Consider the following 24,669-nt stretch of genomic DNA (forward strand, 5'->3'; position numbering starts at 1 on the left):
AGGCCGCCCTTTCACGTTCCGGAGTGGATTTGGAACTTATGAATTCATGTCGTAGGCGCGTTCGCCATGGACGCTTAGGTCAAGGCCGTTGACCTCGGTTTCAGCGTCGACGCGCAGCGGTGTGATCAGGCCCACGACCTTCACGAGGACAACCGAAACCACCAGCGTGAAGATGCCGACAACGGCCAGCCCGCCCAGCTGTGCCGCCCAGGAACCAGCACCGAAGACGGCGATCATGATGGTGCCGAAGATGCCGCCAACACCGTGGACGGCGAAGACGTCCAGTGTGTCGTCGATCTTGAGCATGTTGCGCACGACATTCACGGCTTCCTGACACAGGACACCGGCAACCGCACCGATGATCAGGGCTTCGATCGGGCCGACAAAACCGGATGCAGGGGTGATCGAGGCGAGGCCCGCGATGGTACCGGTCACCAGGCCAACCAGCGAGGCCTTGCCGTATTTGATCTTTTCCCAAAGCGCCCAGGTCAGCGATGCTGTGGCCGCAGAGATGTGGGTCACGGTCAGGGCCATTGCGGCGCCACCGTCAGCGGCAAGCTGCGAGCCGCCGTTGAAGCCGAACCAGCCAACCCAGAGCATCGCGGCACCGATCATCACCATCCACGGCGCGTGCGGCGGGGTGGTGCGGTTCTTGCGCGGACCAAGGAAGACAGCGATCACGAGGGCCGCGATACCTGCGGTTTCGTGCACCACGATACCACCGGCAAAGTCCTTGACGCCAACTTCGCCAAACAGGCCGCCGTCAGCCAGCATGCCGCCACCCCAGATCCAGTGGACCACCGGCGCATAGCACAAGAGCATCCACAGGCCCGAGAACAGAAGCACGAAACCAAAGCCGATACGTTCGACATAGGCACCGACGATCAGGGCAGGGGTGATGATCGCAAAGGTCATCTGGAAGGCAAAGAACAGAACCTCGGGCAGGGTGCCGGACAGGCTGTCCGCGTCAACGCTCGCAAGGAAGGCCTTGCCCAAACCGCCCCAGAGACCACCCTCGCCAGATCCGAAGGCGATGGAATAGCCGACGGCCAGCCACAGGACGCTCATCAGGCAGGCGATGGCGTAGGTTTGCATGAAGACGCTGAGGACGTTGCGCGCGCGTACAAGGCCACCGTAGAACAGCGCCAGACCGGGCAATGTCATGAACAGGACCAGGGCAGTTGCCACGATGATCCAGGCGGTATCCGCTCCGTTCATTGTCCCTTCCTTTCCGTTTGTTGCTTGTTTGGGCGTCACAAAGCGGAAGAAAAGGGCGGAAAGAAACGAGGGGGATGCGAAAAGATGCCTTTATCGTGGGCATTTTGCAATCTGCACAAAAAATGCGCAGAAATTGGCGGGTGTCGGTTATTTTGGCGTCATCTTGCGGAAGCGGCTTTTCAGGGGGAGGGGAAGGCGATTCCGCAGCAGTTCCCTAAAGAACTCTGTCTGCGAGATGTTTCCAATCTTCTTCCACGCGCTGTTTGCCACGATTGTTCGTTCCCAAAGCGCCGGTATGTGCAACCGTATGGACGAGCACTCCGTCAAGTTCGAGCGGTTTCGAAATAGCGATGTCCATTGGCGGCATCTTACCCAAGCCGGCCACGCTTCCAAAATGCCGCCTTACGCCAGCCCCCAAGCAAATGACGTGCTTCGGTTTCGCGATTTCTAGAGCTGGCATCAGGAACTCGACTGCGGCTCTCCGATATTCCGCCGCCGGAATTTGTGCGGACATGCCTCCAGATTTGACAAACGGAAAAAGGTTGGTTGCCCAAACATCCGAAAACCGTAGCTGAAGGTGGTCGTTCAATAGCCTCGACAGGTTGATGTTGGTCGGAAGCTTGGGGTCATACCCAAAGCGGGCAACGGCTTCGTTGAATGGACCTTGCAGGAAATCTTCGGATGCCCAGTCTTGTCCGAGAATGACGATGCCGCTTTCGAGGTTGTGTGCAGACTTTGACCAAGGTGAAATGTAGTCCGCCTCATAAGCCCCGTTGTGGAACTCGTGAATATTGCGATACCCCGGCCATTGGCTGGCTTGCCGTTTTCGGGCAAGCAGGAGCAGTTCTTCCTCAATCCTTTGGACCACCCGCTTTTCTCCACAACAATTGCAGTGCATGATTCCGTGCCGCCATGCGGACCTCGGTGCGCCCAAGTGCGCCGAACTCGATGGTTTCGGTCGTGCAGCCGGTCTTGTCGGCGATGCCAAAGCAGACGCGGCCCTCGGGTTTGAACTCCGATCCGCCAGGTCCGGCGATGCCGGTGATCGAGACCGCGATGTCCGCGTCACTGTTGACCAGCGCCCCCAGCGCCATCTCGCGGGCGACCTCTTCTGACACCGCCCCCACTTCCGCCAGCGTCGCCTCGCGCACGCCCAGCATTTCGGTTTTCGCGGTGTTGGTATAGGTGACGAAGCCGCGTTCGAACACGGCTGACGATCCCGCAACATCGGTCAGCGCCACCGCGACCATACCGCCGGTACAGCTTTCGGCGGTGGCGATGCGCAGGCCCTTGGCCTTGCACAGGTCTAGAAGGTCGATCGGCGTCATAGCCCCAGAACCCCGTGGCTGATCCATGCGAGGACGCCGGTTCCGATGGCGGCAAACACACCGGCAATCACGTCATCCAGCATCACACCCAGCGCGTCTCCGCGCCGGTCTGCCCATCCGATGGGGCCGGGCTTGGTGATGTCGAGCAGGCGGAACAGAACAAAGCCCGCGATCCATCCCGGATAAAGCAGAAGCGGATCAAGGCCGGCGTGCCATGCCCCGAAGCTGACCACGAGAAGGCCGATCCACTGGCCTGCGACCTCGTCGATGACGATCTCGCTCGGGTCATGGTCGTCCTTGCCACGCGTGGCTTCTGCCGTCGCCCACCAGCCGATGAAAAAGACCAGCACCGAGGCAGTCGCCAACAGGGGAAAGCCGCCGATGTAATGCAGGCCAAGCGCCATCAGGACGGCCGCGAAAGAGCCCCAGGTGCCAGGCGCAGGGCGCAGGTGGCCCACACCAAAGACGGTTGCAATCAATTGGCTCATGTCTTCACCAGTGTCGCGGTGGCAAGCGCCGCGATCCCTTCTTCGCGCCCGGTAAAGCCGAGGCGTTCGCTTGTTGTCGCCTTGATGCTGACGCGGTCGGCATCCAGCCCCATGATCTCGCCCATACGCTGCATCATGGCTGCGGCGTGCGGGCCGATCTTGGGACGTTCGCAAATCAGCGTGCAATCGATGTTGGAGATCGTGAACCCCTTGTCGGCGGCCAGTTTGACAGCGTGTTCAAGGAAGATCGCGCTGTCCGCGCCTTTCCACTGCATGTCGCTCGGCGGAAAGTGACGCCCGATATCGCCCTCGGCCAGTGCGCCGTAAATGGCATCCGTCACCGCGTGCATGCCGACGTCGGCATCGGAATGGCCCTTGAGGCCCCGTTCATGCGGAATTTCCACACCGCAGAGGGTGACAAAACTGCCTTCGCCAAAGGCGTGCACGTCGAACCCATTGCCCAGCCTGATATCCATGTTGTCCCTCAATACCTCTTCCATGCGGGCGAAATCGCCCGGGGTGGTGATCTTTAGGTTTGCTTCATCGCCCGGAACGATGGCCACGTCCAGACCTGCCTGTCTGGCGACCTCGACGTCGTCGGCCGCGCCACCCGGATGCGCGCGATGCGCGGCAAGGATGGCGTCGAAGTGAAAGCCCTGCGGTGTCTGGGCGCGAAACAGGCCCGTGCGATCCTGGGTGCCCGCGACAATGCCGTCAGCACCGCGCCAAAGGGCATCCGTTACGGCAAGGGCAGGGGCCGCGCCCTGCGCCGTGTCCAGCGCCTGAATCACGTCGCTGATGGTCTGGCCCGTGATTCCCGCGCGTGCCACGTCATGGATCAGAACGCGGGTCACACCGCGGCCTTCCAGCGTTTCAAGCCCCGCACGGACCGAGGCATCGCGGGTAGCGCCGCCATGCACAAAGTCGACGCCCAGTGTTTCGGCTTCGTGATCGTCATCCGGATGGGTGACCGCGATCACGAGATCGATGTCGGGATGCTGCGTGAATGCGGCGATGGTCCAGTCGGCAACACGGCGTCCGGACAGGGGGCGCCACTGCTTTGGAGCGCCCGCGCCAGCACGGGTTCCACGCCCTGCGGCCACGATCACGGCGGCTGTTTTTCCATGAGAATGCGTCATGTCCTTTGTCTAGAACTTGCGCGAGAGAGAGGCAATCGGCCCTGTGGGTGTGCCTATATTTTAATCATTTGAATTTTTGCGCTACATATTTCACCAGTCGATCATTGTGTTAGCGCCCTGAGTCGGCTAGCTCGAATTTAATGCACAAGGATTAAGCATGTGACCGTTCAAGTCGCACACCTCACTCTGAACCCTCCTGTTTTTCTGGCGCCACTCGCCGGAATTACCGATTTGCCATACCGCGATCTGGTGTCGTCCTTTGGGGCGGGGCTTGTCGTGTCTGAAATGGTGGCCAGCCAGGAAATGGTCCAGTCCAAGCCCGGTGTAAGGGAAAAGGCCGAACTCGGGTTCGGCAAGGCTAACACCTCGGTTCAGATCGCAGGCCGTGAGGCCTATTGGATGGCCGAGGCCGCGCGGCAGGTCGAAGCCAATGGCGCGGCGCTGATCGATATCAACATGGGATGTCCGGCCAAGAAGGTCACAAGCACCAGCGGAGCAGGGGCCTCCGGCTCTGCCCTCATGAAAGATCTCGATCACGCGCTTGGCCTGATCGAGGCGGTTGTAGAGGCCGTGAACATCCCGGTGACGCTCAAAACCCGGCTGGGGTGGGATGACAACATGCTGAATGCCGCCGAACTGGCGCGTCGTGCCGAAGATGCCGGCATTCAGATGGTCACGATCCACGGCCGCACCCGCTGCCAGTTCTACAAGGGATCGGCAAACTGGGCCGCGATTGCCGCGATCAAGGATGCGGTGAACGTACCGGTGATTGCCAATGGTGACATCGTCGACACGACCTCTGCCCGCGAGGCTCTGCGCCAGTCCGGAGCCGATGGCATCATGGTGGGTCGCGGCGCACAGGGGCGGCCCTGGGTGCTTGCGCAGATGGCGGCGGATTTGTTTGGCGGCGAGGCTCCGGAAATTCCTCGGGGTTGGGCCCTCGTCGAGATGGTCTCGGATCACTACGAAACCATGCTGTCCTTCTATGGTGAAGACCTTGGGCTGCGCGTCGCGCGCAAACACCTTGGTTGGTACATGGACGATGCGGCCACTCCGAAAGACCTGCGCCGGCTGGTGCAGACGGCCCGCGATCCGAAACAGGTTCTCGCACTATTGCCTGACGCGCTTGGCGCTGGGGACAAGAAGGATGTGGCGTGATGAATGATCTCGCGATTTGGAACTCCCTCCCAATTCCGGCGATCCTCGTGGATGGAAGCGATCGGGTGGAAGATATCAACCCGGCGGCTGAGAACTTTCTCAACACGTCCGTCAAATCCATCCGTGGTGTGCCGATCTGGGACAAGTTGATGGTGGATGCGCCCTTGGAAGAGGCCTTTGAGCGCGCCCGCAGCTTCAGCACGCCGCTGTTCGTGAACGATGTCGACATCGGCACAGGCGATGGGCCGCCGATGCAGTGCAATCTCAAGATTGCCCCGGTTTCGAACGCCAGCGAAAAGATGATATTCCTGATCTCGTCGCGCGAACTTGCGGGGCGCATGACACGATCCAACGGTGTGAAGTCCTCGGCCAAGTCCGCCATCGGCATGGCCGAGATGCTGGCGCACGAGATCAAGAACCCGCTCGCCGGGATCACCGGTGCCGCGCAACTTCTGTCGATGAACCTGAGCCCCGATGATCTCGAGTTGACCGATCTTATCGTCGAGGAAAGCCGCCGCATCGTGAAACTGCTGGAACAGGTCGAGCAGTTCGGCAATCTCTCGCCACCGCAGCGGGAACCGGTTAACATTCACGATGTCCTCGACAAGGCGCGTCGCTCCGCCGTGGTCGGTTTCGGGGCGCATATGACGGTGATCGAAGACTACGATCCCTCGCTGCCACTGGCGCAAGGGGATGCAGACCAGCTTTTGCAAGTCGTATTGAACCTGTTGAAGAACGCGTCGGAGGCCGCTGGTGATGCCGGCACGATCCGCCTGCGCACCTACTATGAACACTCCTTCCGCCTGCGCCGCTCCGATGGCACAGGCCAGGCCCTGCCGCTCCAGATCGAAGTGATCGACGACGGCCCGGGCCTGCCACAGGACATCAAGGGCGACGTGTTCGATCCCTTCGTGTCCGGCCGTGAGAACGGGACCGGGCTTGGCCTTGCCCTCGTGAGCAAGATCATCTCGGACCACGACGGCCTGATCACCGTAGACAGCGTGCCCGGGCGCACGGTGTTCCGCATTTCCCTGCCGCGCATGCCCCGCGACACGAACAAGAAACGTAAGGAGACCACCTGATGGATGGCACCGTACTTGTCGCTGATGACGACCGCACAATCCGCACCGTACTGACACAGGCGCTGACCCGCGCTGGCTGTAAGGTGCATGCCACCTCCTCGCTGACCACGCTGATGCGCTGGGTCGCCGAAGGCAAGGGCGACGTGGTGATCACGGACGTGATGATGCCCGATGGCAATGGTCTCGAGATGCTGCCCAAGATCTCCGAGGATCGCCCCGGTCTGCCCGTCATCGTGATCTCGGCGCAGAACACCATCATGACGGCGATCCAGGCGGCAGAGGCCGAGGCCTATGACTACCTGCCGAAGCCCTTCGATCTGCCGGACCTGATGAAACGCACCGGTAAGGCGCTTGAGCAGAAACGCCGCGCCCCCAGCGTGCCGCAAGCCGACGATGAACGCCCCGACGAACTGCCCCTGGTGGGACGCACCCCGGCGATGCAGGCGCTTTACCGCCTCGTGGCGCGGGTGATGAATACCGATCTTCCGGTTCTGATTTCTGGTGAAAGCGGTACAGGTAAGTCGTTGATCGCACGCGAAATTCACGATTTCTCGGACCGTCGCACACTGCCGTTTGTCGCGGTGACAGCCGCTGACCTGAACGATCTGGAAGGGCCAAGCAAGGTTCTTGCCAAGGCCAAGGGTGGCACGGTTGTTTTTGACGAAATCGGTGATTTCGATGACGAAATTCAGGCCCGTATCGTGCGCATGATCGACAATCCGGGCGAACATTCCCCGCGGTTCATGGCGACGTCGCAGATCAATCTGGAAGACGCGATGGAAAAGGGCAAGGTGCGCCAGGACCTGTACTACCGTCTGAACGGGGCCACCATCCACGTGCCGTCGCTGCGTGAGCGTGTCGACGATATTCCCTTGTTGGTCGAACACTTCCTGAACCGCTCGGAACGCGATGGCGCGCCCATGCGCCTGTTCTCGAAGGACGCGATGGAAATGCTGCGCGCCTACAGTTGGCCGGGCAACGTGCGTCAGCTTGAAAACGCAGTGAAACGTCTAGTCCTGACCGCGCGGACCGATGAAATCACCTTGGCCGAAGCAGAAGGCGTTCTTGGGGCGCAGCCGCAGGTGGGCCCGAACCTTGGCGGGGAAGACACAGAAAAACTGTCGGCCTCCGTGGGCCGTCACCTGCGACGCTACTTTGATCTGCATGGCAACATGCTGCCTCCCGCCGGCCTCTATGCTCGCATCCTGCGTGAGATTGAACTGCCTCTGATTGAAATTGCATTGGACGCCACCGGCGGCAACCAGGCCAAATGCGCCGATCTGCTTGGCATCAACCGAAATACGCTGCGCAAAAAGATCACCGATCTGGATATTCAGGTGACACGGCGCCGCAAGTTGATGTAAAACTGCCACAATAGCGTGGCCTTTCTGCCGCAGTTTTCTGCGGCTTGGCCCAAAAATCATGGCGGTATGCCGGTGCGCCGGCGAAGAATCAATTGAGGTTGTCGGGTGGATACCCTGGCAAAAAATGGTCACTGGGCGAAACTGAACCGCTTGCGAAGGCAGCGGCGTGTGCGGAATTTTGCCACCTGGGCATTGGTTTTTCTTGGCCCATGCCTCGCCCTTGCGACCTTCCTGATCCTCGGGCCAATGAACCAGCGCTCAACCTCCGGGGCATTGCGGCTGGTTCTCCTGCTTGACCTTGTCTACGTGATCGCCGTGGCGGCTCTGGTCGCCCAACGAATAGCCCGCATCTATGCCTCCCGACGGGCGCAATCGGCCGGCTCGCGCCTGCACATGCGTCTGACGGGGGCCTTTGCCCTTCTTGCGCTTGTCCCGACTGTTTCAGTCGCGGTGTTCGCGGGTTTGACAGTGAACATCGGTCTTGAAGGCTGGTTCTCGGACCGTGTCAGCAGCGTTGTCGGAAACTCGGTAGCCGCCGCACAGGCCTATGAAGAGGAACACGTGCGTGACCTCGAATTCGACGCGATGGCCCTGGCGCGGTTCCTGAACAGCCAGAGACGTTCGACTTTTTTTCTCTCAACCGGCGACATTCGGGTGCTTTTGTCCAGCGGGCAGAACCAGATCCAGCGCGGCGTGAAAGAGGCCTATGTGATTGATGGCACCGGTGAGATCCGGGCGCGGGGCGAAAGCTCGTACCTTTTTGATTTCGAACGGCCAACGCCGGAACAGATCGGCGAAGCCACGCAACAGGGCAGCGTGATCATCCGCGACTGGGAAACCAACGAACTTCGGGCGCTGGTACGGTTAGATGCCTTCGTGGACCGTTTGCTATATATCAGTCGCGAGGTGGATGGCTCTATCTTCTCGCTGCTCGATGAAACCCGGGAAACCGCAAAACTCTATAACCAGCTGGAAAGCGAACGCGGCCGCGTCTTGTTCGAGTTTTCGCTGGTCTACCTTGGCTTTGCCGTGATCCTGATTGCTGCTGCGATCTGGATGGGGCTCTGGTTTGCAGAACGTCTGGCACGCCCGGTCGGGCGCCTGACGGGCGCGGCTCAGCGCGTCGGGGCAGGGGATCTCAACGTTCAGGTGGTCGAGGAAGACGGCGACGACGAGATCGCCATGTTGGGGCGCTACTTCAACCAGATGACTCGTCAGCTGAAAGGCCAGCGCGATACGCTGCTTGAAAACACGCGGCAGATTGAACAGCGCCGTCGGATGTTCGACTCGGTTTTGAGCTCGGTGACCTCGGGTGTGGTCGGCCTTGACGCCGAGGGCAAGGTGGCTTTCGTGAACCGCTCCGCCGAACGTCTGCTGGACTGGTCGGGCGATCATCAGAGCATGGCAATCGCCGTCGCGGTTCCCGAGTTCGGACCGATGTTCGCAACATTGTCCGAAGGCCCTGCCGAAGTGGCGCAGGACGAGGTGCGCGTTGTACGCTCTGGACGGCTTGAGAACCTGCTGGTGCGCATGTCGACCCGCCGCAACGAAGATGGCGGCCTTGAGGGCTATGTTGTGGCCTTCGACGATGTCACCGATCTGGTGACGGCACAGCGGATGGCGGCCTGGGGCGATGTGGCCCGCAGGATCGCCCACGAGATCAAGAACCCGCTCACACCGATCCAGTTGTCTGCGGAACGTATCAAGCGCAAGTTTGCCTCGCGTGTCGGCGACGACAGCGAGAAGCTGGAGCAGATGACCGAAGTCATCGTGCGCCAGACCAATGATCTGAGGCGCATTGTCGACGAGTTTTCCAAGTTCGCCCGCATGCCGGAACCGGACCGTCGCAATACCGACGTAATACCGACGCTGGACCGATGTGTTCTTTTGCAGGAGGCAGGCCAGCCAACAGTCAAGTTTGTGCGTGACATCACAGAAGGCCCGGTCTGTGCCGACCTTGATGAAACCATGATTTCACAGGCTCTGACCAACCTGATCAAGAACGCCGGCGAAGCGATTGAAACCCGTATCGAAAAAGGCGCCCCGGACGGGTTTGCGCCGGAAATTCGGGTCGCCTGCGACGTGCAGGACGGACGTGTGGAAATCCGCATTTGTGACAATGGCATCGGTCTTCCCGAAGACCGCGCCCGTCTGTTCGAACCCTATGTCACTACACGTGACAAGGGCACCGGGCTGGGCCTGCCGATTGTCAAGAAAATCATTGAAGAACATGGCGGTAGCCTTGTTCTTGAAGACGCTCCGGTGTTCGGCGGCAACGACCGCCCCGGCGCGATGGCTGTAATCCGATTGCCTTTGTCCGCCCCGCAGAGGGCGGCCGGGGAGATGCAAGAAGAGGTGGGTGAGTAAATGGGTGACATTCTTATTGTCGACGACGAGCGCGACATTCGCGAATTGATTTCGGATATTCTCGAGGACGAGGGGTTCACGACCCGTCTCGCAGGCAATTCCGACGATGCAATGAAAGAGGTGCAGGCCGAACAGCCCGCCCTGATGATCCTCGATATCTGGCTGAAAGACAGCCACATGGACGGGATCGACATTCTCAAAGTCGTTAAACGCGACCACCCCGACGTTCCAGTGGTGATCATCTCTGGTCACGGCAACATCGAAATCGCTGTTGCCGCGATCAAACAGGGTGCCTACGACTTTATCGAAAAACCCTTTAATATCGATCAGTTGCTGGTTGTTATTCGACGCGCGATGGAGACCTCGCGGTTGCGTCGTGAGAACCAGGAACTGAAGAAGCAGGACGCAAAGCCCAGCGAGGTTCTGGGAGACAGCGCCGCGTTCCGGATGCTGATCGGACAGTTGGACAAGGTCACCAAATCGAACGGGCGGGTGATGCTGTCCGGTCCGGCCGGCGTCGGAAAGGAAGTCGCCGCACGCTATATCCACGCCAACTCGAACCGCGCCACGGCGCCGTTTGTCGTGATCAGCTGCGACGGCATGGATCCGGATCGCATCGATGAAATGCTGTTCGGGATCGAAAGCGCGGAACGTGGTGTGGAAACCGGTCTTCTTGAGCAGGCGAATGGCGGGGTCGTCTACTTTGACGAAGTCGCCGACATGCCCGAAGCCACCCAGTCCAAGATCCTGCGAGTTCTGGTTGAGCAACAGTTCCAACGTGTTGGCGGGCATGAGAAAATCCGTGTTGACCTGCGAGTGATTTCCTCGACCAACCGCGATCTGGATGCAGAAATCGAAGCAGGAAACTTCCGTCAGGAACTCTACCACCGTCTGAACGTCGTGCCGATTGCGGTGCCGTCGCTTGAGGACCGTCGTGAGGATATTCCGCTCCTGGCCGAGCACTTTATTCGCGAGTTGAACGCCTCGCAGGGCCTGCCGCTGCGGGAGATTTCGGAAGAGGCCGTCGCTCTGATGCAGACCATGTCCTGGCCTGGAAACGTGCGTCAGCTCAAGAACCTCATTGAACGCGTGCTTATTCTCGGTGACGGCAACGGCCCGATCGAGGCCAAGGAACTGCCCGGTGACGGCCCGGCAGACGAGGAAGACGGCCGCGTCGTCCTCTCTGGTGCGCTTGCGACCTTGCCGCTGCGCGAGGCCCGCGAGGCCTTTGAACGCGAATACCTGCTGACGCAGATCAATCGATTTGGCGGCAATATCAGCCGCACCGCGAATTTTGTCGGCATGGAACGCAGCGCGCTGCACCGCAAGCTCAAGTCGCTCGGCGTTGTGACCTCAGCCAAGACCGGTGCGCGGGTTGCACGGGTTCAGGAAGACGAGGCGAGCTGACCTTAAAGCGGCTTGTCGAGATCGATCAGGATCCGCTTGCCGTCGCGGCGGACAGCGCAGATCGACTCGTCGAGCTTTGGCGTTTTCGCCAATGGTTTGAAGGTCTTACCCGCGAGTTGCTCTTCCGTACAGTAGGGGATCGCAACGCGTTCATAGCCCGCGTCGCTCATACATTGCGCACGGACGCGATCGCGCAAACCTTCGTTCAGATCAATATAGTTGGTTTCCCAATAGAGGATGACACGCGGTCCTCCGGGCGTGCGGGGCGGGCCGTAGACGGGATAGCGGTCAATGATGATCCGGGGCGGCACCTCTCTCTCGGCCCGGGTGCGGCAGGACAGCGTGTCCCTGTCGATCTTTTCCAGCGTCGTGCCGGGTTTGTAATAGGTGCCGAAACTGGTGCATCCGGCAACTGCGATGAGAATTGAAATACCGAGAACATAGGGTTTCATGATCACCCCTCCTGGGTTCATGAAACCGCAAGGGGCAGGGCAGCGTCAATGGTAGTATTTGACCTCCGGCCCGGCATCTGGCATCCAGAACTCTGAAACCCAAAGAGGTATCCAATGAAGGTCATTATCTGCGGGGCTGGGCAGGTTGGTTGGCAAATCGCCCGGCATTTGTCTTCCGAGAAAAACGACGTCACCGTCGTCGACAACAATCCCGATCTTGTGCGCCGTGCCACGGATACGCTTGATGTTCAGGGCATTGCCGGGTTCGCAAGCTATCCGGACGTCCTCGACAAGGCGGGAGCGCGCGACGCGGACATGATCATTGCCGCGACCTACTCGGACGAGGTCAACATGGTGACCTGCCAGGTGGCCCATTCGGTCTTTGCCATTCCCCGCAAGATCGCGCGCCTGCGCAGCCAATCCTATCTGGATGCGATCTATTCCGATCTCTATCGGCGCGATCACATGCCGATTGATGTAGTGATCAGCCCGGAAATGGAGGTGGCCGAGGCGGCTTTGAAACGCCTTTCCGCGCCTGCGGCCTTTGATACCGAAACTTTCCTTGATGGGCGCGTCCAGATGTTCGGGGTGACGCTGGACGAGGATTGCCCGGTGGTGAACACCCCGCTGCGCCAGCTGACCGATCTGTTTTCGACCCTGCGTGCGGTGGTTGTCGGGGTTAGACGGGAAGGCACATTGTTCGCGCCCGAACCGGCGGACCAGCTGTTCGTGGGCGATGAGATCTATGTCTTTACCTTTGCCGAAGACGTTGTTCGCACCCTGGAAGTTTTTGGTAAAACACAGAAAAAACAAGAGCGCGTTTTGCTTGTCGGTGGTGGCAACGTCGGTTTGACCGTTGCGCAGAAACTTGAGGCCAGCACAGACCGCATCCGCGCCAAGGTGATTGAACGCAGCCGGAAAGTTGCGGAAGTGGCCGCCGAGGCTTTGGAGCGGACAATTGTTCTTCATGGGGATGGTCTGGACGCGGGGCTTTTGTCCGAAGCGGGCGTTGATCGCGCTGACGCCGTTCTCGCGGTGACGGACGACGATAAGGTGAACCTGCTGACGGCGGTGCGCGCGAAGTCGCGGGGATGCCAGATGGCGATTGCCCTGATCAATGACCCGACGTTGGTCCCCCTGATGGGGCCGCTTGGCATTGATGCCTACATCAACCCGCGGGCCACGACCGTCAGTTCGATCTTGCGGCACATTCGTCATGGCCGTGTTCGGGATGTCTACTCGATTGGTGACGCCGAGGCCGAGATCATCGAGGCCGAAGTCCTGTCGACTTCGCCTATCGCCGGCAAACAAATCCGCGACATTGAGTTTCCGGAGGGCGTGCTCGTGGGGGCGGTGCAGAAGGGCGACGAAATCATCAAACCCAAGGGCGGGACGCGCATTGATGAGGGGGACGTGATCGCGCTGTTCTCGATGGCCGCCGACGTTCCCGAAGTCGAACGCCTGATGCAAGTTTCTATCGATTTCTTCTGATCTGATGCTGTCTCGCCTCTCCAGACTTCCGCTTTTCCTGCTGTTCGTGGGGATGTCTGGCGTGGCGATGTATGTTCCCGCGATCTATGCAGCGCGGCTGCATGATCTGCACGAGGCACGCAGCTTTTTCTACAGCGGCACGCTCACGATCTTCGTATTCGGCTTAATCGCGCTTGCGATTTCGGACACAGGGCGTCCGCCGCGAGCGGTGGACCATCTGGTGGCGCTGTTTCTGGCTTTTACCTGTCTCCCGGTGATCCTTGCGGTGCCGTTCTGGGAGGGGCTGGCAACGACCAGCTTCCTGAATGCCTACTTTGAAATGGTGTCCTGCTTCACGACAACGGGCGCAACGCTTTATGACAATCCGGGGCGACTTTCCGGATCCCTTCATCTCTGGCGCGGTATGGTGGCCTGGCTCGGAGGGGCGATGATGTGGATCGCCGCTGCCGCCGTTTTTTCCCCGCTGAGCCTTGGCGGCTTTGAAGTCACTGCGCGACCTGATCCCGGCTACGATGAGAGCCAGCAGGGGCAATCGGCGGTCGTCGACTCGATGCGGAGATGGCAACGCGGCGCGATGGCGCTGATCCCTGTCTACGCGGGTTTGACGCTGGCGCTTTGGGTGATGCTCATCGTGATGGGTGAGGAGACCTTGACGGGGTTGATGCACGCGATGGCCGTGCTGTCGACAAGCGGTATCTCGTCGGTCGGCGGCGTGACGGCGGCGAAATCGGGGATTGGCGGCGAACTGGTGCTCTTGCTGTTCATGCTGTTTGCCCTATCGCGTGTCACCTTTTCCGCAGACACCGGCGCCGTGCGGCGCGACTCCCTGTTTCAGGATCACGAATTTCGCATAGGATTGCTGATCATACTGGCGGTTCCCGGCTTTCTTTTCCTGCGCCACTGGTTGGGTGCCTTCGAGTTCGATGAGCTGCAAAACCTTGACGTGGCGCTTCGGGCAGCCTGGGGTAGTATCTTCACCGTGCTGAGCTTTCTGACCACAACCGGATTTGAAAGCGCGGAGTGGGAAACTGCGCGGAATTGGTCGGGCCTTTCGACCCCGGGCATGATCCTCATGGGATTGGCCATTGTCGGTGGCGGCGTTGCAACCACCGCCGGCGGGGTCAAGCTGCTGCGGGTTTATGTGCTGTATCGTCAGGGCCTTGGCGAGATGCAGCGGCTGGTCCATCCCTCGATGATTGTGGGGCGGCGTTCGGATTCTCGCAGGATTCGCCGCAAGGGCGCGCAGATTGCCTGGGTTTTCTTCATGCTATTTGCCATGTCGCTGGCATTGATCACCATTTCGCTGGCCGCGGCCGGTGTTGGCTTTGAAGATGCGTTGACTTTGGCCATTGCGACGCTGACAACAACCGGCCCCTTGGCCTCGGTGGCGTCTGAAACCCCTGTGCAGATTGCCGCCTTTGGCAGTGGGGTCAAGCTGATCCTTGCCGGGGCAATGGTGCTTGGGCGGCTGGAAACCCTCGTGATTATCGCGCTTCTCTCGCCGGAATTGTGGCACAAATGATGCGCTAACCCGCGACGATTCATCCAAAATGTGTATTTGGGGGTGGAAAGTCTCCAAAGCCCACTCCATACTCCCTTCAATCAACTGCACCCGTGGCACCCAACAAGAACAAAGGCAAACGCGCGATGGCTTCGGATCGACAAAACCTCCAAGACGCATTTCTGAACCACGTCCGGAAAACCAAGGTTCCGGTAACAATCTTCCTGATCAACGGGGTCAAGCTTCAGGGCGTTATCACGTGGTTTGATAACTTCTGTGTACTTCTGCGCCGCGACGGCCAGAGCCAGCTTGTCTACAAACATGCGATCTCGACCATTATGCCGGCTCAGCCGATCAGCCTCTACGAGGGTGAAGACGCCTCTTGATGGAGCATGACGCGCGGGTCACCCGAGCATGGGTCCTGCATCCCGATATCACTGGTGCCGACCAACGGCGCGAGGCCTCTTTCGCTTTGGAAGAGGCCGTTTCGCTTGCGGCCGCCCTTCCCGAACTTGATGTCGTCGGCTCGAATACCGTGCGGCTTGCACGGCCGCATCCGGGTATGTTGTTCGGTTCGGGCAAGATCGAAGAGCTGAAGCAACTGTTCCACGACAACGAGGTTGAGCTTGTCCTGATCGATGGCCCCGTGTCGCCGGTTCAGCAGCGAAATCTTGAAAAAGCCTGGAAAGTGAAGCTTCTGGATCGGACAGGTCTGATCCTTGAAATCTTCTCGGACCGAGCCCGCACCCGCGAAGGTGTGCTTCAGGTCGAGATGGCGGCGCTGAGCTATCAGCGGACGCGCCTTGTGCGGGCTTGGACCCACCTTGAGCGCCAAAGGGGTGGTCTTGGCTTTGTTGGCGGTCCGGGGGAGACCCAGATCGAGGCCGACCGCCGTGCGATCGACGATCAACTGGTGCGCCTGCGTCGGCAGTTGAGCAAGGTTGTCAAAACACGCGAGCTGCACCGCAAGGCGCGGGCCAAGGTTCCGTTCCCGATTGTGGCCCTGGTGGGCTATACCAACGCCGGGAAGTCGACGCTGTTCAACCGTGTCACCGGGGCCGACGTGATGGCCAAGGACATGCTGTTTGCAACGCTTGACCCGACGATGCGGGCCGTGGAGCTGCCGAGCGGGCCCGAGGTCATTCTATCGGATACGGTGGGGTTCATCTCGGATCTGCCAACCGAACTTGTTGCCGCCTTCCGCGCGACATTGGAAGAGGTTCTAGCGGCGGACCTGATCCTTCACGTCCGAGACATTGCGCATCCCGAGACTGATATTCAGGCGGAAGACGTGCATGACATCCTGAACTCACTGGGTGTTGGGGCGGGTACCCCGATGATCGAAGTCTGGAACAAGGTCGACCTTCTGGATGAGGACCGTCAGGACGCCATGCGCACGCGCGCCGGGCGGGATGACAGCATCTTTGCGGTCTCTGCAATCACCGGCGAAGGTCTCGACGATCTTTTCACGGCGATTGCCGCATCGCTGGATGCAGAGCGCAGCGAGGAAACCGTTGATCTCGACTTTTCCCAAGGTAAGCAAAGGGCTTGGCTGTTCAAGGAAGGGGTGGTTGAGGAAGAAACCCAAGATGAAAACGGGTTTCATCTGCGAGTGAAATGGACAGCGCGGCAAGCCCGCAAGTTCGAAACACTCTGAGCTTCCAGACACCGATCTAAATCAAAAGGGCCTCATCACGATTGATGAGGCCCTTTTCACATTCGGAAAGAAAAACGGGGCGATCCAAACCGCCCCGTTTCCTGTTCTTAGAAGTGTGCCGACTTGGTCGTCGCCGGGATTGCCAGCGGCGGGGCAAACTTGGTCAGGTCGATGCCTTCAACCGCGGCTTTGTACTCTTCCAGGGTCGGCGTGCGGCCGAGGATGGCCGACAGAACCACAACCGGGGTCGAGGCCAGAAGCGATTCACCCTTCTTCTCGGGAAGGTCGCCCACGACGCGGCCTTGGAACAGGCGGGTCGAGGTGGCCAGAACGGTGTCGCCCTTGGCGGCTTTTTCCTGGTTACCCATGCAGAGGTTACAGCCGGGGCGCTCAAGGTAGAGAATGTTCTCGTACTCGGTGCGCGCCTGGGTCTTCGGGAACATATCGTCGAAAGTGAAGCCCGAGTATTTCTCGAGGATTTCCCAATCGCCTTCTTCCTTCAGCTCATCAATGATGTTGTAGGTCGGCGCGGCCACCACGAGCGGTGCCTTGAACTCGACCTTGCCCATCGACTTTTCGAGGTTCTTGAGCATCTGGGCCACGATCTTCATGTCGCCCTTGTGAACCATGCACGACCCCACAAAGCCGAGATCCACCTTCTTGTCCGCGTTGTAGTAGGACACGGGGCGGATTGTGTCGTGGGTATAGCGCTTGGACACGTCTTCGTTGTTGACGTCCGGGTCAGCGATCATCGGCTCGACGATCTGATCCAGATCCACAACCACCTCGGCAAAGTACTTGGCGTTGTCATCCGGGGTCAGGGCGGGTTTTTCACCCGACTTGATCTCGGCAATACGCTTGTCGGCTTTGTCCAGCAGCCCTTGCAGGGTGCCAGCCGCGTTTTCCATGCCCTTGTCGATCATCACCTGGATGCGCGACTTGGCCAGTTCCAGAGAACCGATCAGGGTCTCGTCGTTCGAGATACAGACCGAAGCTTTGGCCTTCATTTCGGCGGTCCAGTCAGTGAAGGTGAACGCCTGGTCCGCCAGCAGGGTGCCGATGTGGACTTCGATCACGCGGCCCTGGAAGACGTTGTCGCCGTGCTGTTCCAGCATCTGTGCCTGGGTGGCGTGCACCACGTCGCGGAAGTCCATGTGATCGGCCATCTGGCCTTTGAAGGTTACCTTGACCGATTCCGGGATCGGCATAGCCGCTTCACCGGTTGCCAGCGCCAGGGCAACGGTGCCCGAGTCCGCGCCGAAGGCAACGCCCTTGGACATACGGGTGTGGCTGTCGCCGCCAACGATGATGTCCCAGTCATCCACGGTGATGTCGTTCAGCACCTTGTGGATCACGTCGGTCATCGAGTGATAGACGCCCTTCGGGTCACGCGCGGTGATCAGGCCGAAGTCGTTCATGAACTGCATCAGTTTCGGGATGTTGGCCTGAGCTTTTTTGTCCCAAACAGATGCGGTGTGACAGCCCGACTGATAGCCCACGTCAACCGACGGCGAGATCACGGTGGCGGCCATCGCCTCGAGTTCCTGCGCGGTCATCGGGCCGGTAGTGTCCTGCGAGCCAACCACGTTGACCTTGACGCGGACATCCGAACCGGCGTGCAGGGTTACGCCCGGGGTGGTGCCCAGCGCGTTGCGGTTGAAGATCTTTTCGACCGCGGTCAGGCCCTGGCCTTCGACCGAAACCTCTTTGGAGGGGGCATAGGCCGATTTCAGCTCCTGGCCCAGCGCGGCTGCTGCAAATGTCTGCAGCTTCTTGCCGAAGACCACGGCGTAAGAGCCACCGGCCTTCATGAACTCCACCTTTTGCGGGGTGAAGGCGGCAGAGACGTCTTTCAGCACGTTGCCGTCGGCGTCATGCAGGGTTTTGGTTTTGCTGTTGATGGTCAGCACGGTGCCGGTGGCAACCGAATAGGCCTCTTCCAGAACCGCTTCGCCATCTTCGTCCAGAACCACATTGCCGTCGGCGTCGGTCTTCTTGACCCAGTTGTCCAGGTCGATGCCGATGCCGCCGGTCACGCCAACGGTGGTCAGGAAGATCGGCGAGATGCCGTTGGTGCCCGCCACAACCGGTGCGATGTTGATGAAGGGCACATAGGGCGATGCCTTCTTACCGGTCCAAAGTGCCACGTTGTTTACGCCGGACATCCGCGACGAACCCACACCCATGGTGCCCTTTTCCGCGATCAGCATGACGCGCGCATCCGGGTGTTGCTTTTGCAGCTCCTGGATTTCTACCTGTGCTTCCGGGCTGATCATGCATTTGCCGTGAAGTTCACGGTCCGCACGCGAGTGGGCCTCTGCGCCGGGCGAAAGGAGGTCGGTCGAGATATCGCCAATGCCTGCGATATAGGTGACGACTTTGATTTCTTCTTCAACTTCGGGAAGTTTGGTGAAGAACTCTGCCTTCGCGTAGCTTTCCAGAAGGTCCTTGGCGACAGCGTTGCCGGCTTTGAACGCCTCTTCAAGGCGCGCGGTGTCTGCTTCGTAGAGGAAGACCTGCGTTTTAAGTACGTCGGCAGCTTGCGCGGCGATGGCCGCGTCATCGCCCAGCGCCAGGTCGAGAAGAACCTTGACCGAGGGGCCACCCTTCATGTGCGACAGCAGTTCAAAGGCGAATTCTACTGAGATTTCGTCAACCGAGACCTGGCCCAGTGCGATTTCTTTCAGGAACTCTGCCTTGACACCTGCGGCGCTCGTGGTGCCAGGAAGGGTGTTGTAGATGAAGAAGTTCAGCGAAGCTTCGCGATGCTCGTTGCCGGTGTCCTTGATCTGTTCAATCAGTTCACCCACAAGCGCGCCATCATCGATGGGCTTGGGGTTCAGGCCTTGCTCTTTACGAGCGTCGATTTCATTGAGGTAATCTGTGTACAAGCTCATGACGATCCCGAAGTTTTAAGTTGGGTTTGGCTAGAGCACCGGGACGCAAATGGGGTGACGAACCGGGCTTTGGATTTCTGTATGCCGTCGTATACCAAAGTGTTTTTGGTTGCAAGTCATTCGACGGTGGCAAGATGCCCCAGTCGTTTGCATGCTCTATTTACGCGTTGCGCACCTATGAATCCAGCAAACTGGGTAAAAAACCTGATGAAACGCAGGCTAGGGCGCATTTACCGCAGGTGCGCCAACTAGGGTTTGGGAACCAGAGTCGTGACTCCAACGGCTGCCGCGCGTGCAAGGTCGGCATCCAAAGACATCGGAACGTATTCACCCCGCCGCCAGAGTTGCGCCATGTCATCATAGTAGCGCGACAGGAAGTGTCCGGACTGGCCTGTCGAGATGATGAACAGCGAACTGTCGGGGTCGGCAAAGTCATAGACACCCCGATAGGCCGCGGCGTGGACATTCTGGAACGGATCGTCTCCCGCGCCACTGGTGCGGCCGCGTTGCAACGTGTTGTCGCCGCCACTGGTGGATTGGCGGATGTTCACAAAATGGCGCAGAACCGGGATTTCACCAAGAACGGGGTGATCGTGGGTTGCCTGGTGGGCATCCCCCCAGCGCAGGCTTTCCAGCTGGTCACCATAGCGCTCTGCAATCCACAGAAGGGCATCGTCCAGCGCCAGACGCGCCATGTCTGTGCAGGTTTCAACCGGCGCGCTCTGGATCACGTCGCACCAGACCGAAGCGTTTTCGACGTTGCGGAAGACCCGCTCGATGAACAGGGGTTCCACATGGGTGAATTCCTCGGTGAGGGGGCCAAGATCATCCTGAATCAGACGGGTCTGCAGGGCGCGCATCCATGCGGCATAGATAAGAGGTTCCGGCAGATGTTCGTTCATTTCGCCGTTCCACTCGGCCAGAAGCGCCAGAGCGCGCTGGCGCTGGCGCTCCGGCGTGCCGTCGGGGGCCGCGTCGCCGGTAAACCACAGGTTTGCGCCAACCAGCGGCAACAGGGATCGGGCCGAGAAGCTGACGGTATCCAGCTGCGTTTCCACGAAACTGTCACGGGTGTGCACCTGACGGCCCTGCATCAGGCGCTGCCAGCGTTGGATGCGCTGGCTGTCGCCCCATTCGTATGAGACGTGCAGGGGGAACGGGCGTTCGACTGTCTTGTTGTTGGTATTGCCAACGATCCCTCCAACTGGAGCATAGAATTCGGGGTTGGAGCTGTAGGGCAGGCGACCCTGCCAGCGGTTCTGCGCAATCCAGCCCAGCGAGGGCATGCGCCCTTTGCTTTGGTGGTTGGCATGGCGACGGGGCATGGCGCCGATGGTTTTCATCGCGATGGTTTCCCGATCCGCGAGGGTCAGGTTCTGAGCCGGCGAGATATAGGGCTCGGTTGCATCAATAGCTTCGCGGACCGACTTTGCATACATGATCCCGACGGCGGCGCTCAGTGACGTGTCCTGCGCAGATAGCGCGGTCCAACCCAGCGCCGCGACATGGCCCGAGGGGGTGATGGTGCCGAGATCATAAAAACTACCGGGCAGAACCGGCCCGTTGTCCGTCCAGCGCAATGTGAGTGTCACCGGGGCTTCGTCGGCAATCGTGATGATGGACTTGCGGGTCACGAAGGGTTTGTACCCGTCTGGCGTTCTGTATTCCTCGGGGTTCTCGGGGTTCAGTTCCTCGATGAAAACGTCCTGATCGTCCATGTAGGCTGAGGTCAGCCCCCAACCTAGACCTTCGGAGCGACCGGAAAGGATGGTTGGCAGGCCGGGAATGGTGCCGCCGATCACGCCGCCGGATTGCAGTTCCAACCGCGCGAGATACCAGATGGCCGGTGCAGTCAGGCCAAGGTGTGGGTCATTGGCCATGAGGGTGCCGCCGGTTGCGGATCGGTTCGGCGCGGCGGCCCATGCGTTGGATGCCCCTGCCAGGCCCCGCGGTTTGAACGGCGACAGTGGGTGCAGTGGCTGTTCGGTCGAGGCTGCGTAACGCGGCGCGCCGGGAACCAGACTTGCAAAATCGGGCAGGGCGGCAACACCGGTTCCCGGTGCATCCGGCAGAATGTCGCGCAGTCGTTCTTCTTCTGGCAGCAACAATGACGTGCGGGCGCGCAACACCTCGTCCTGCAGGTGCCCGGCCAGTTGCAGGGCCATGACCTTTTGAATGGCAATGGAATCAGCAGGTTGCCAGGGGGCAATCGCGCTTGGGAAAAGGAACATCTCAGGCGCGCCACGGCCAAGAGAGTCGCGGTTGATCTCGTCAATCCGCGCGTTCACGCCGGCGGAGTAGGCGCGCAGCACGGCAAGGGTGCGCGCGTCTTGGGCGGAAACTGACTGTACCGACAGGGGGTAAATATCGAGCCGGCGGATCAGCGTGTCTGTGTTCAGGGTGGAACGTCCGAACAGTTCAGACAGCCGCCCCTGCGCCGTGCGACGCAGGATCATCATCTGCCAGAGGCGATCCTGAGCATGGGCATAGCCAAGGGCAAAAAAGGCGTCGCGGTCAGTTGCCGAGAAGATATGTGGAACATTGGCATTGTCGCGCACGATTTCCACCGGCGCGGAAATCCCGCCGATCTCGAGCGTCTTGTCGTATTCCGGCAAAGACCGGGATGCGAGGAAATAGGCCAGCATGACCAAAGCTGCCGCCAAAAATACCAAGCCGCCTGCAATGCGCAGCAGCCACTGAAAGAAAACGCCCATACCGAATCCCGGATTAAGTCTTGCCATCTGCCTCTGGGGACAGGACAAACACTACGACGAATGACAGCGAGGGAAAAGCACATGGCGAAAGTGGCGTTTCTTGGCCTTGGGGTGATGGGATACCCGATGGCGGGACATCTTCAGAAAGCCGGTCACGATGTGACTGTTTACAACCGTACTGCCGCAAAGGCAGAGGCCTGGGTGGCCGAACATGGTGGCGCAATGGGCGTAACGCCGAGAGAAGCTGCTGAGGGTGCTGCGTTTGTCATGGCCTGCGTGGGCAACGATGATGACCTGCGCAGCGTTTGCCTTGGTGATGATGGCGCCTTCGCAGGTATGGCCGAAGGTGCAGTTTTTGTGGACCATACGACGGTTTCGGATGACGTTACAAAAGAGCTCTATGTTGTTGGAAAAGAAGCGGGAATTGCCTTTGTTGATGCGCCGATCTCCGGTGGGCAGGCAGGGGCTGAAAACGCGGTTCTGTCGATCATGTGTGGTGGCGATCAGGCTGCCTATGACGCTGCTGAGCCGGTTATGGATGTCTATTCCAAGATCTGCCGCCGTATCGGTGAAAGCGGTGCCGGCCAATTGACCAAGATGAGCAACCAGATCGCCATCGCCGGCGTTGTTCAGGGCCTGGCCGAGGCGTTGCATTTTGCCGAGAAAGCGGGCCTAGACGGGCGCGCCGTGGTGGAAGTGATCAGCCAGGGTGCGGCTGGCAGTTGGCAAATGGTGAACCGCCACGAAACCATGCTGGACGATCATTTCGACTATGGTTTCGCTGTTGACTGGATGCGCAAGGATCTTGGCATTTGTCTGAACACTGCGAACCGGACCGACGCCAGCCTGCCACTGACGGCGCTAGTGGACCAGTTCTACAAGGACGTTCAGAAAATGGGGGGCGGCCGCTGGGATACGTCCAGCCTTTTCAAACGTTTGCGGGCGATGGATTAAGCTCTGTCTCAAACAGCGCGATCATGTGACCCCAATAGCTTGCTCCAGTCTCGTCAGAGTCTTCGAAGAGCGCCTGGTTTGGGGCATTGTGACCTTTGCGACCGCAAAACAGCACTTCTATGGGCGCGCCGGTCTGTTCGGCGCGCTTTTTCACGAGGTGCAGGTTCTTCGGTGCGATGATCCGATCGAGCGTGCTGTGAAGGAATACGCAGCGAGGGCCATCTGACCGCAATCGCCAAGGATGGATCATCGCGCCCCCGAGAACGAAAACCGCGTCGGGGGATGGAAGATTGGGGAGGTGGCGCGGGGCGTATGCCAGAGCCATCCCGGCAATACCACCGGCAGAGGTGCCGATCAGCCCGATCCGCTCATTGTGAATGCCCCATTGGCGCCTGTTGCGTTTCAGGAGTGCCAAGGCCTCTCCGATGTCCTGCCGAGCGGCCTCGCAACGAAAACCCATCAAACGTCTGGCCAAAGACACACCGGCACCAAGGCCGCGTTCCATGTTTTGGGAGATGATCTTTTGCTGTTCTTTTTCAATGCTCTCAGGGGCGGCGTTAAGGCGATAGTCGATGGCCGCGAGCGCATAGCCTTCGCCGGTTATTCGCTTTGCAAGCTGAGAGATGAAATCTGAGCAGCGCGTGCCTCGCGTGAACCCACCACCATAGGCATAGACAATAAGGGCTTTGGTTTTGCGGGACGGCAAATAAAGATCGAGCGCCAATCGGTCTGACTGGCGCTCGGTAAACACGATGTTGTTTTCAACGTGCACGCTGAAATCAGGGAATGATGCGCGTGTATTTGACGCCTTCGAGGGTTGCGCCGATGTGCAGGCCCGCGTGGCCGAAGACCACAGCGATCACGGGTGCAAGCGTGGTGGTGGTATCGGCCTTGAGGGTGCCGCCTTCATCGACGGCGGCATACTTGAGGTCCGCGCCCGCGGCCCATCCGTTCGAGCGGCGGAATTCGGCCAATGCGCCTTGTGTCATGAAGAACAGGACGTGGGCATATTGCTGCGCCCCGATCTGCAAGCCGAAGCTGCCCTTGGTTGCCGAGTAGTAGTCAACGGTGATGTCGTCGACCCGCAGCGCGCCACGGCCGTAACCGCCGCCAAACCCGAGGCCAGCCTCGGTGACAACTGGCATCACCAGCACACCGGTCGATTTCTCGGCCAGGTCCACCGCGTTGGGGTAGTTCGAATAGAGATAGTTGAGCGTGTTATCGACGCGGGCGTCGATTTCCTGCGCGCCGTTGCCGCCAATGCCGTTACCGCATGCGGCCGTTAGGCCCATTCCGGCCAATCCGGCCAAGGTAAAGCTGCGTCGGGTGATCAATGTCATGGGTCCGCCTGTATACTGCTGTTTCTTGCCGCCGTTGTGGCAGTCATTTGCGCGAGATTATAGGGACAATGAGCAAATCTGTCACTAGCACTGTCCCGTGATCGGCAAGTTA

The 24,669-nt window shown here is 59.7% G+C and carries 20 protein-coding genes; 10 read left to right on the forward strand and 10 right to left on the reverse strand.

Annotation, left to right across the window (positions count from 1 at the left end; genetic code table 11):
- Nucleotides 1-36: 36 nt before the first annotated feature.
- The 5 genes from NNA36_RS08930 to NNA36_RS08950 form a co-directional block, all read right to left on the reverse strand.
- The gene (locus tag NNA36_RS08930) at nt 37-1,218 is read right to left on the reverse strand and encodes an ammonium transporter (protein ID WP_255106485.1); all 1,182 of its coding nucleotides are present in this window, start codon (nt 1,216-1,218) and stop codon (nt 37-39) included.
- A gap of 214 nt (nt 1,219-1,432) precedes the next feature.
- The gene (locus tag NNA36_RS08935; RefSeq protein ID WP_255106488.1) at nt 1,433-2,086 is read right to left on the reverse strand and encodes a uracil-DNA glycosylase family protein; all 654 of its coding nucleotides are present in this window, start codon (nt 2,084-2,086) and stop codon (nt 1,433-1,435) included.
- Nucleotides 2,070-2,546: a CinA family protein gene (locus tag NNA36_RS08940; RefSeq protein WP_255106491.1), complete on the reverse strand. Its 477-nt coding sequence runs from the start codon at nt 2,544-2,546 to the stop codon at nt 2,070-2,072. The genes NNA36_RS08935 and NNA36_RS08940 overlap by 17 nt, the downstream gene beginning before the upstream one ends.
- Entirely contained in the window at nt 2,543-3,034 is a 492-nt protein-coding gene (locus NNA36_RS08945; protein ID WP_255106493.1) for a phosphatidylglycerophosphatase A, read from the reverse strand. Before NNA36_RS08945 ends, NNA36_RS08940 begins: the two co-directional genes overlap by 4 nt.
- On the reverse strand, nt 3,031-4,173 hold the full coding sequence (locus NNA36_RS08950) for a bifunctional 2-C-methyl-D-erythritol 4-phosphate cytidylyltransferase/2-C-methyl-D-erythritol 2,4-cyclodiphosphate synthase (protein WP_255106497.1): 1,143 nt from the start codon (nt 4,171-4,173) through the stop codon (nt 3,031-3,033). The genes NNA36_RS08945 and NNA36_RS08950 overlap by 4 nt, the downstream gene beginning before the upstream one ends.
- A gap of 159 nt (nt 4,174-4,332) precedes the next feature.
- On the opposite strand from NNA36_RS08950, the gene dusB reads away from it, so the two are divergent.
- The 5 genes from dusB to NNA36_RS08975 all read left to right on the forward strand — a co-directional run bounded on the left by dusB (nt 4,333) and on the right by NNA36_RS08975 (nt 11,551).
- Nucleotides 4,333-5,331 carry a tRNA dihydrouridine synthase DusB gene (gene dusB / locus NNA36_RS08955; RefSeq protein ID WP_255106500.1) on the forward strand — a complete coding sequence of 333 codons (999 nt, stop codon included), beginning with the start codon at nt 4,333-4,335 and terminating at the stop codon, nt 5,329-5,331.
- Complete coding sequence (locus NNA36_RS08960) at nt 5,328-6,413, forward strand: ATP-binding protein (protein ID WP_255106504.1); 1,086 nt, start codon at nt 5,328-5,330, stop codon at nt 6,411-6,413. The genes dusB and NNA36_RS08960 overlap by 4 nt, the downstream gene beginning before the upstream one ends.
- The gene (locus NNA36_RS08965) at nt 6,413-7,777 is read left to right on the forward strand and encodes a response regulator (RefSeq protein WP_255106505.1); all 1,365 of its coding nucleotides are present in this window, start codon (nt 6,413-6,415) and stop codon (nt 7,775-7,777) included. The genes NNA36_RS08960 and NNA36_RS08965 overlap by 1 nt, the downstream gene beginning before the upstream one ends.
- A gap of 105 nt (nt 7,778-7,882) precedes the next feature.
- Nucleotides 7,883-10,144: an ATP-binding protein gene (locus NNA36_RS08970; RefSeq protein WP_369681647.1), complete on the forward strand. Its 2,262-nt coding sequence runs from the start codon at nt 7,883-7,885 to the stop codon at nt 10,142-10,144.
- On the forward strand, nt 10,145-11,551 hold the full coding sequence (locus NNA36_RS08975; protein ID WP_255106508.1) for a sigma-54 dependent transcriptional regulator: 1,407 nt from the start codon (nt 10,145-10,147) through the stop codon (nt 11,549-11,551).
- Between the two features lie 2 nt (nt 11,552-11,553).
- On the opposite strand, the gene NNA36_RS08980 is transcribed toward NNA36_RS08975, so the two are convergent.
- Entirely contained in the window at nt 11,554-12,003 is a 450-nt protein-coding gene (locus tag NNA36_RS08980) for a hypothetical protein (RefSeq protein ID WP_255106509.1), read from the reverse strand.
- A gap of 114 nt (nt 12,004-12,117) precedes the next feature.
- Between NNA36_RS08980 and trkA the strand changes: the two genes are divergently transcribed.
- From trkA to hflX, 4 genes are all read left to right on the forward strand, one after another.
- Nucleotides 12,118-13,494, forward strand: coding sequence for a Trk system potassium transporter TrkA (gene trkA, locus NNA36_RS08985; protein ID WP_255106510.1), 1,377 nt, complete (start codon nt 12,118-12,120; stop codon nt 13,492-13,494).
- A gap of 67 nt (nt 13,495-13,561) precedes the next feature.
- Nucleotides 13,562-15,016 carry a potassium transporter TrkG gene (locus NNA36_RS08990; protein ID WP_369681652.1) on the forward strand — a complete coding sequence of 485 codons (1,455 nt, stop codon included), beginning with the start codon at nt 13,562-13,564 and terminating at the stop codon, nt 15,014-15,016.
- 125 nt (nt 15,017-15,141) lie between these two features.
- Complete coding sequence (gene hfq / locus NNA36_RS08995; RefSeq protein WP_008204623.1) at nt 15,142-15,381, forward strand: RNA chaperone Hfq; 240 nt, start codon at nt 15,142-15,144, stop codon at nt 15,379-15,381.
- The gene (gene hflX / locus NNA36_RS09000; RefSeq protein ID WP_255106512.1) at nt 15,381-16,652 is read left to right on the forward strand and encodes a GTPase HflX; all 1,272 of its coding nucleotides are present in this window, start codon (nt 15,381-15,383) and stop codon (nt 16,650-16,652) included. Before hfq ends, hflX begins: the two co-directional genes overlap by 1 nt.
- A gap of 107 nt (nt 16,653-16,759) precedes the next feature.
- On the opposite strand, the gene NNA36_RS09005 is transcribed toward hflX, so the two are convergent.
- Together NNA36_RS09005 and NNA36_RS09010 are read right to left on the reverse strand one after the other, a co-directional pair.
- Nucleotides 16,760-19,549 carry a bifunctional aconitate hydratase 2/2-methylisocitrate dehydratase gene (locus NNA36_RS09005; protein WP_255106513.1) on the reverse strand — a complete coding sequence of 930 codons (2,790 nt, stop codon included), beginning with the start codon at nt 19,547-19,549 and terminating at the stop codon, nt 16,760-16,762.
- 248 nt (nt 19,550-19,797) lie between these two features.
- Nucleotides 19,798-22,263: a penicillin acylase family protein gene (locus NNA36_RS09010; RefSeq protein ID WP_255106515.1), complete on the reverse strand. Its 2,466-nt coding sequence runs from the start codon at nt 22,261-22,263 to the stop codon at nt 19,798-19,800.
- Nucleotides 22,264-22,344: 81 nt separating this feature from the next.
- Here NNA36_RS09010 and NNA36_RS09015 point away from each other — a divergent pair, with 81 nt between their 5' ends.
- Nucleotides 22,345-23,217: an NAD(P)-dependent oxidoreductase gene (locus NNA36_RS09015; RefSeq protein ID WP_255106517.1), complete on the forward strand. Its 873-nt coding sequence runs from the start codon at nt 22,345-22,347 to the stop codon at nt 23,215-23,217.
- On the opposite strand, the gene NNA36_RS09020 is transcribed toward NNA36_RS09015, so the two are convergent.
- Complete coding sequence (locus tag NNA36_RS09020) at nt 23,192-23,989, reverse strand: alpha/beta hydrolase (RefSeq protein WP_255106520.1); 798 nt, start codon at nt 23,987-23,989, stop codon at nt 23,192-23,194. The genes NNA36_RS09015 and NNA36_RS09020 overlap by 26 nt on opposite strands.
- Nucleotides 23,990-23,996: 7 nt before the next feature.
- Complete coding sequence (locus NNA36_RS09025; protein WP_255106523.1) at nt 23,997-24,557, reverse strand: YSC84-related protein; 561 nt, start codon at nt 24,555-24,557, stop codon at nt 23,997-23,999.
- Nucleotides 24,558-24,669: the final 112 nt, after the last annotated feature.

The sequence above is a fragment of the Shimia sp. CNT1-13L.2 genome (assembly GCF_024331145.1).
GTDB lineage: Bacteria > Pseudomonadota > Alphaproteobacteria > Rhodobacterales > Rhodobacteraceae > Shimia.

What these genes read in the sequence shown, in the direction of transcription:
- NNA36_RS08930 (WP_255106485.1), bottom strand. Translation starts at nt 1,218, where the DNA reads ATGAACGGAGCGGATACCGCCTGGATCATCGTGGCAACTGCCCTGGTC.
- NNA36_RS08940 (WP_255106491.1), bottom strand. Translation starts at nt 2,546, where the DNA reads ATGACGCCGATCGACCTTCTAGACCTGTGCAAGGCCAAGGGCCTGCGC.
- NNA36_RS08945 (WP_255106493.1), bottom strand. Translation starts at nt 3,034, where the DNA reads ATGAGCCAATTGATTGCAACCGTCTTTGGTGTGGGCCACCTGCGCCCT.
- NNA36_RS08950 (WP_255106497.1), bottom strand. Translation starts at nt 4,173, where the DNA reads ATGACGCATTCTCATGGAAAAACAGCCGCCGTGATCGTGGCCGCAGGG.
- NNA36_RS08965 (WP_255106505.1), top strand. Translation starts at nt 6,413, where the DNA reads ATGGATGGCACCGTACTTGTCGCTGATGACGACCGCACAATCCGCACC.
- NNA36_RS08975 (WP_255106508.1), top strand. Translation starts at nt 10,145, where the DNA reads ATGGGTGACATTCTTATTGTCGACGACGAGCGCGACATTCGCGAATTG.
- NNA36_RS08980 (WP_255106509.1), bottom strand. Translation starts at nt 12,003, where the DNA reads ATGAAACCCTATGTTCTCGGTATTTCAATTCTCATCGCAGTTGCCGGA.
- trkA (WP_255106510.1), top strand. Translation starts at nt 12,118, where the DNA reads ATGAAGGTCATTATCTGCGGGGCTGGGCAGGTTGGTTGGCAAATCGCC.
- NNA36_RS08990 (WP_369681652.1), top strand. Translation starts at nt 13,562, where the DNA reads ATGTATGTTCCCGCGATCTATGCAGCGCGGCTGCATGATCTGCACGAG.
- hfq (WP_008204623.1), top strand. Translation starts at nt 15,142, where the DNA reads ATGGCTTCGGATCGACAAAACCTCCAAGACGCATTTCTGAACCACGTC.
- hflX (WP_255106512.1), top strand. Translation starts at nt 15,381, where the DNA reads ATGGAGCATGACGCGCGGGTCACCCGAGCATGGGTCCTGCATCCCGAT.
- NNA36_RS09005 (WP_255106513.1), bottom strand. Translation starts at nt 19,549, where the DNA reads ATGAGCTTGTACACAGATTACCTCAATGAAATCGACGCTCGTAAAGAG.
- NNA36_RS09010 (WP_255106515.1), bottom strand. Translation starts at nt 22,263, where the DNA reads ATGGGCGTTTTCTTTCAGTGGCTGCTGCGCATTGCAGGCGGCTTGGTA.
- NNA36_RS09015 (WP_255106517.1), top strand. Translation starts at nt 22,345, where the DNA reads ATGGCGAAAGTGGCGTTTCTTGGCCTTGGGGTGATGGGATACCCGATG.
- NNA36_RS09025 (WP_255106523.1), bottom strand. Translation starts at nt 24,557, where the DNA reads ATGACATTGATCACCCGACGCAGCTTTACCTTGGCCGGATTGGCCGGA.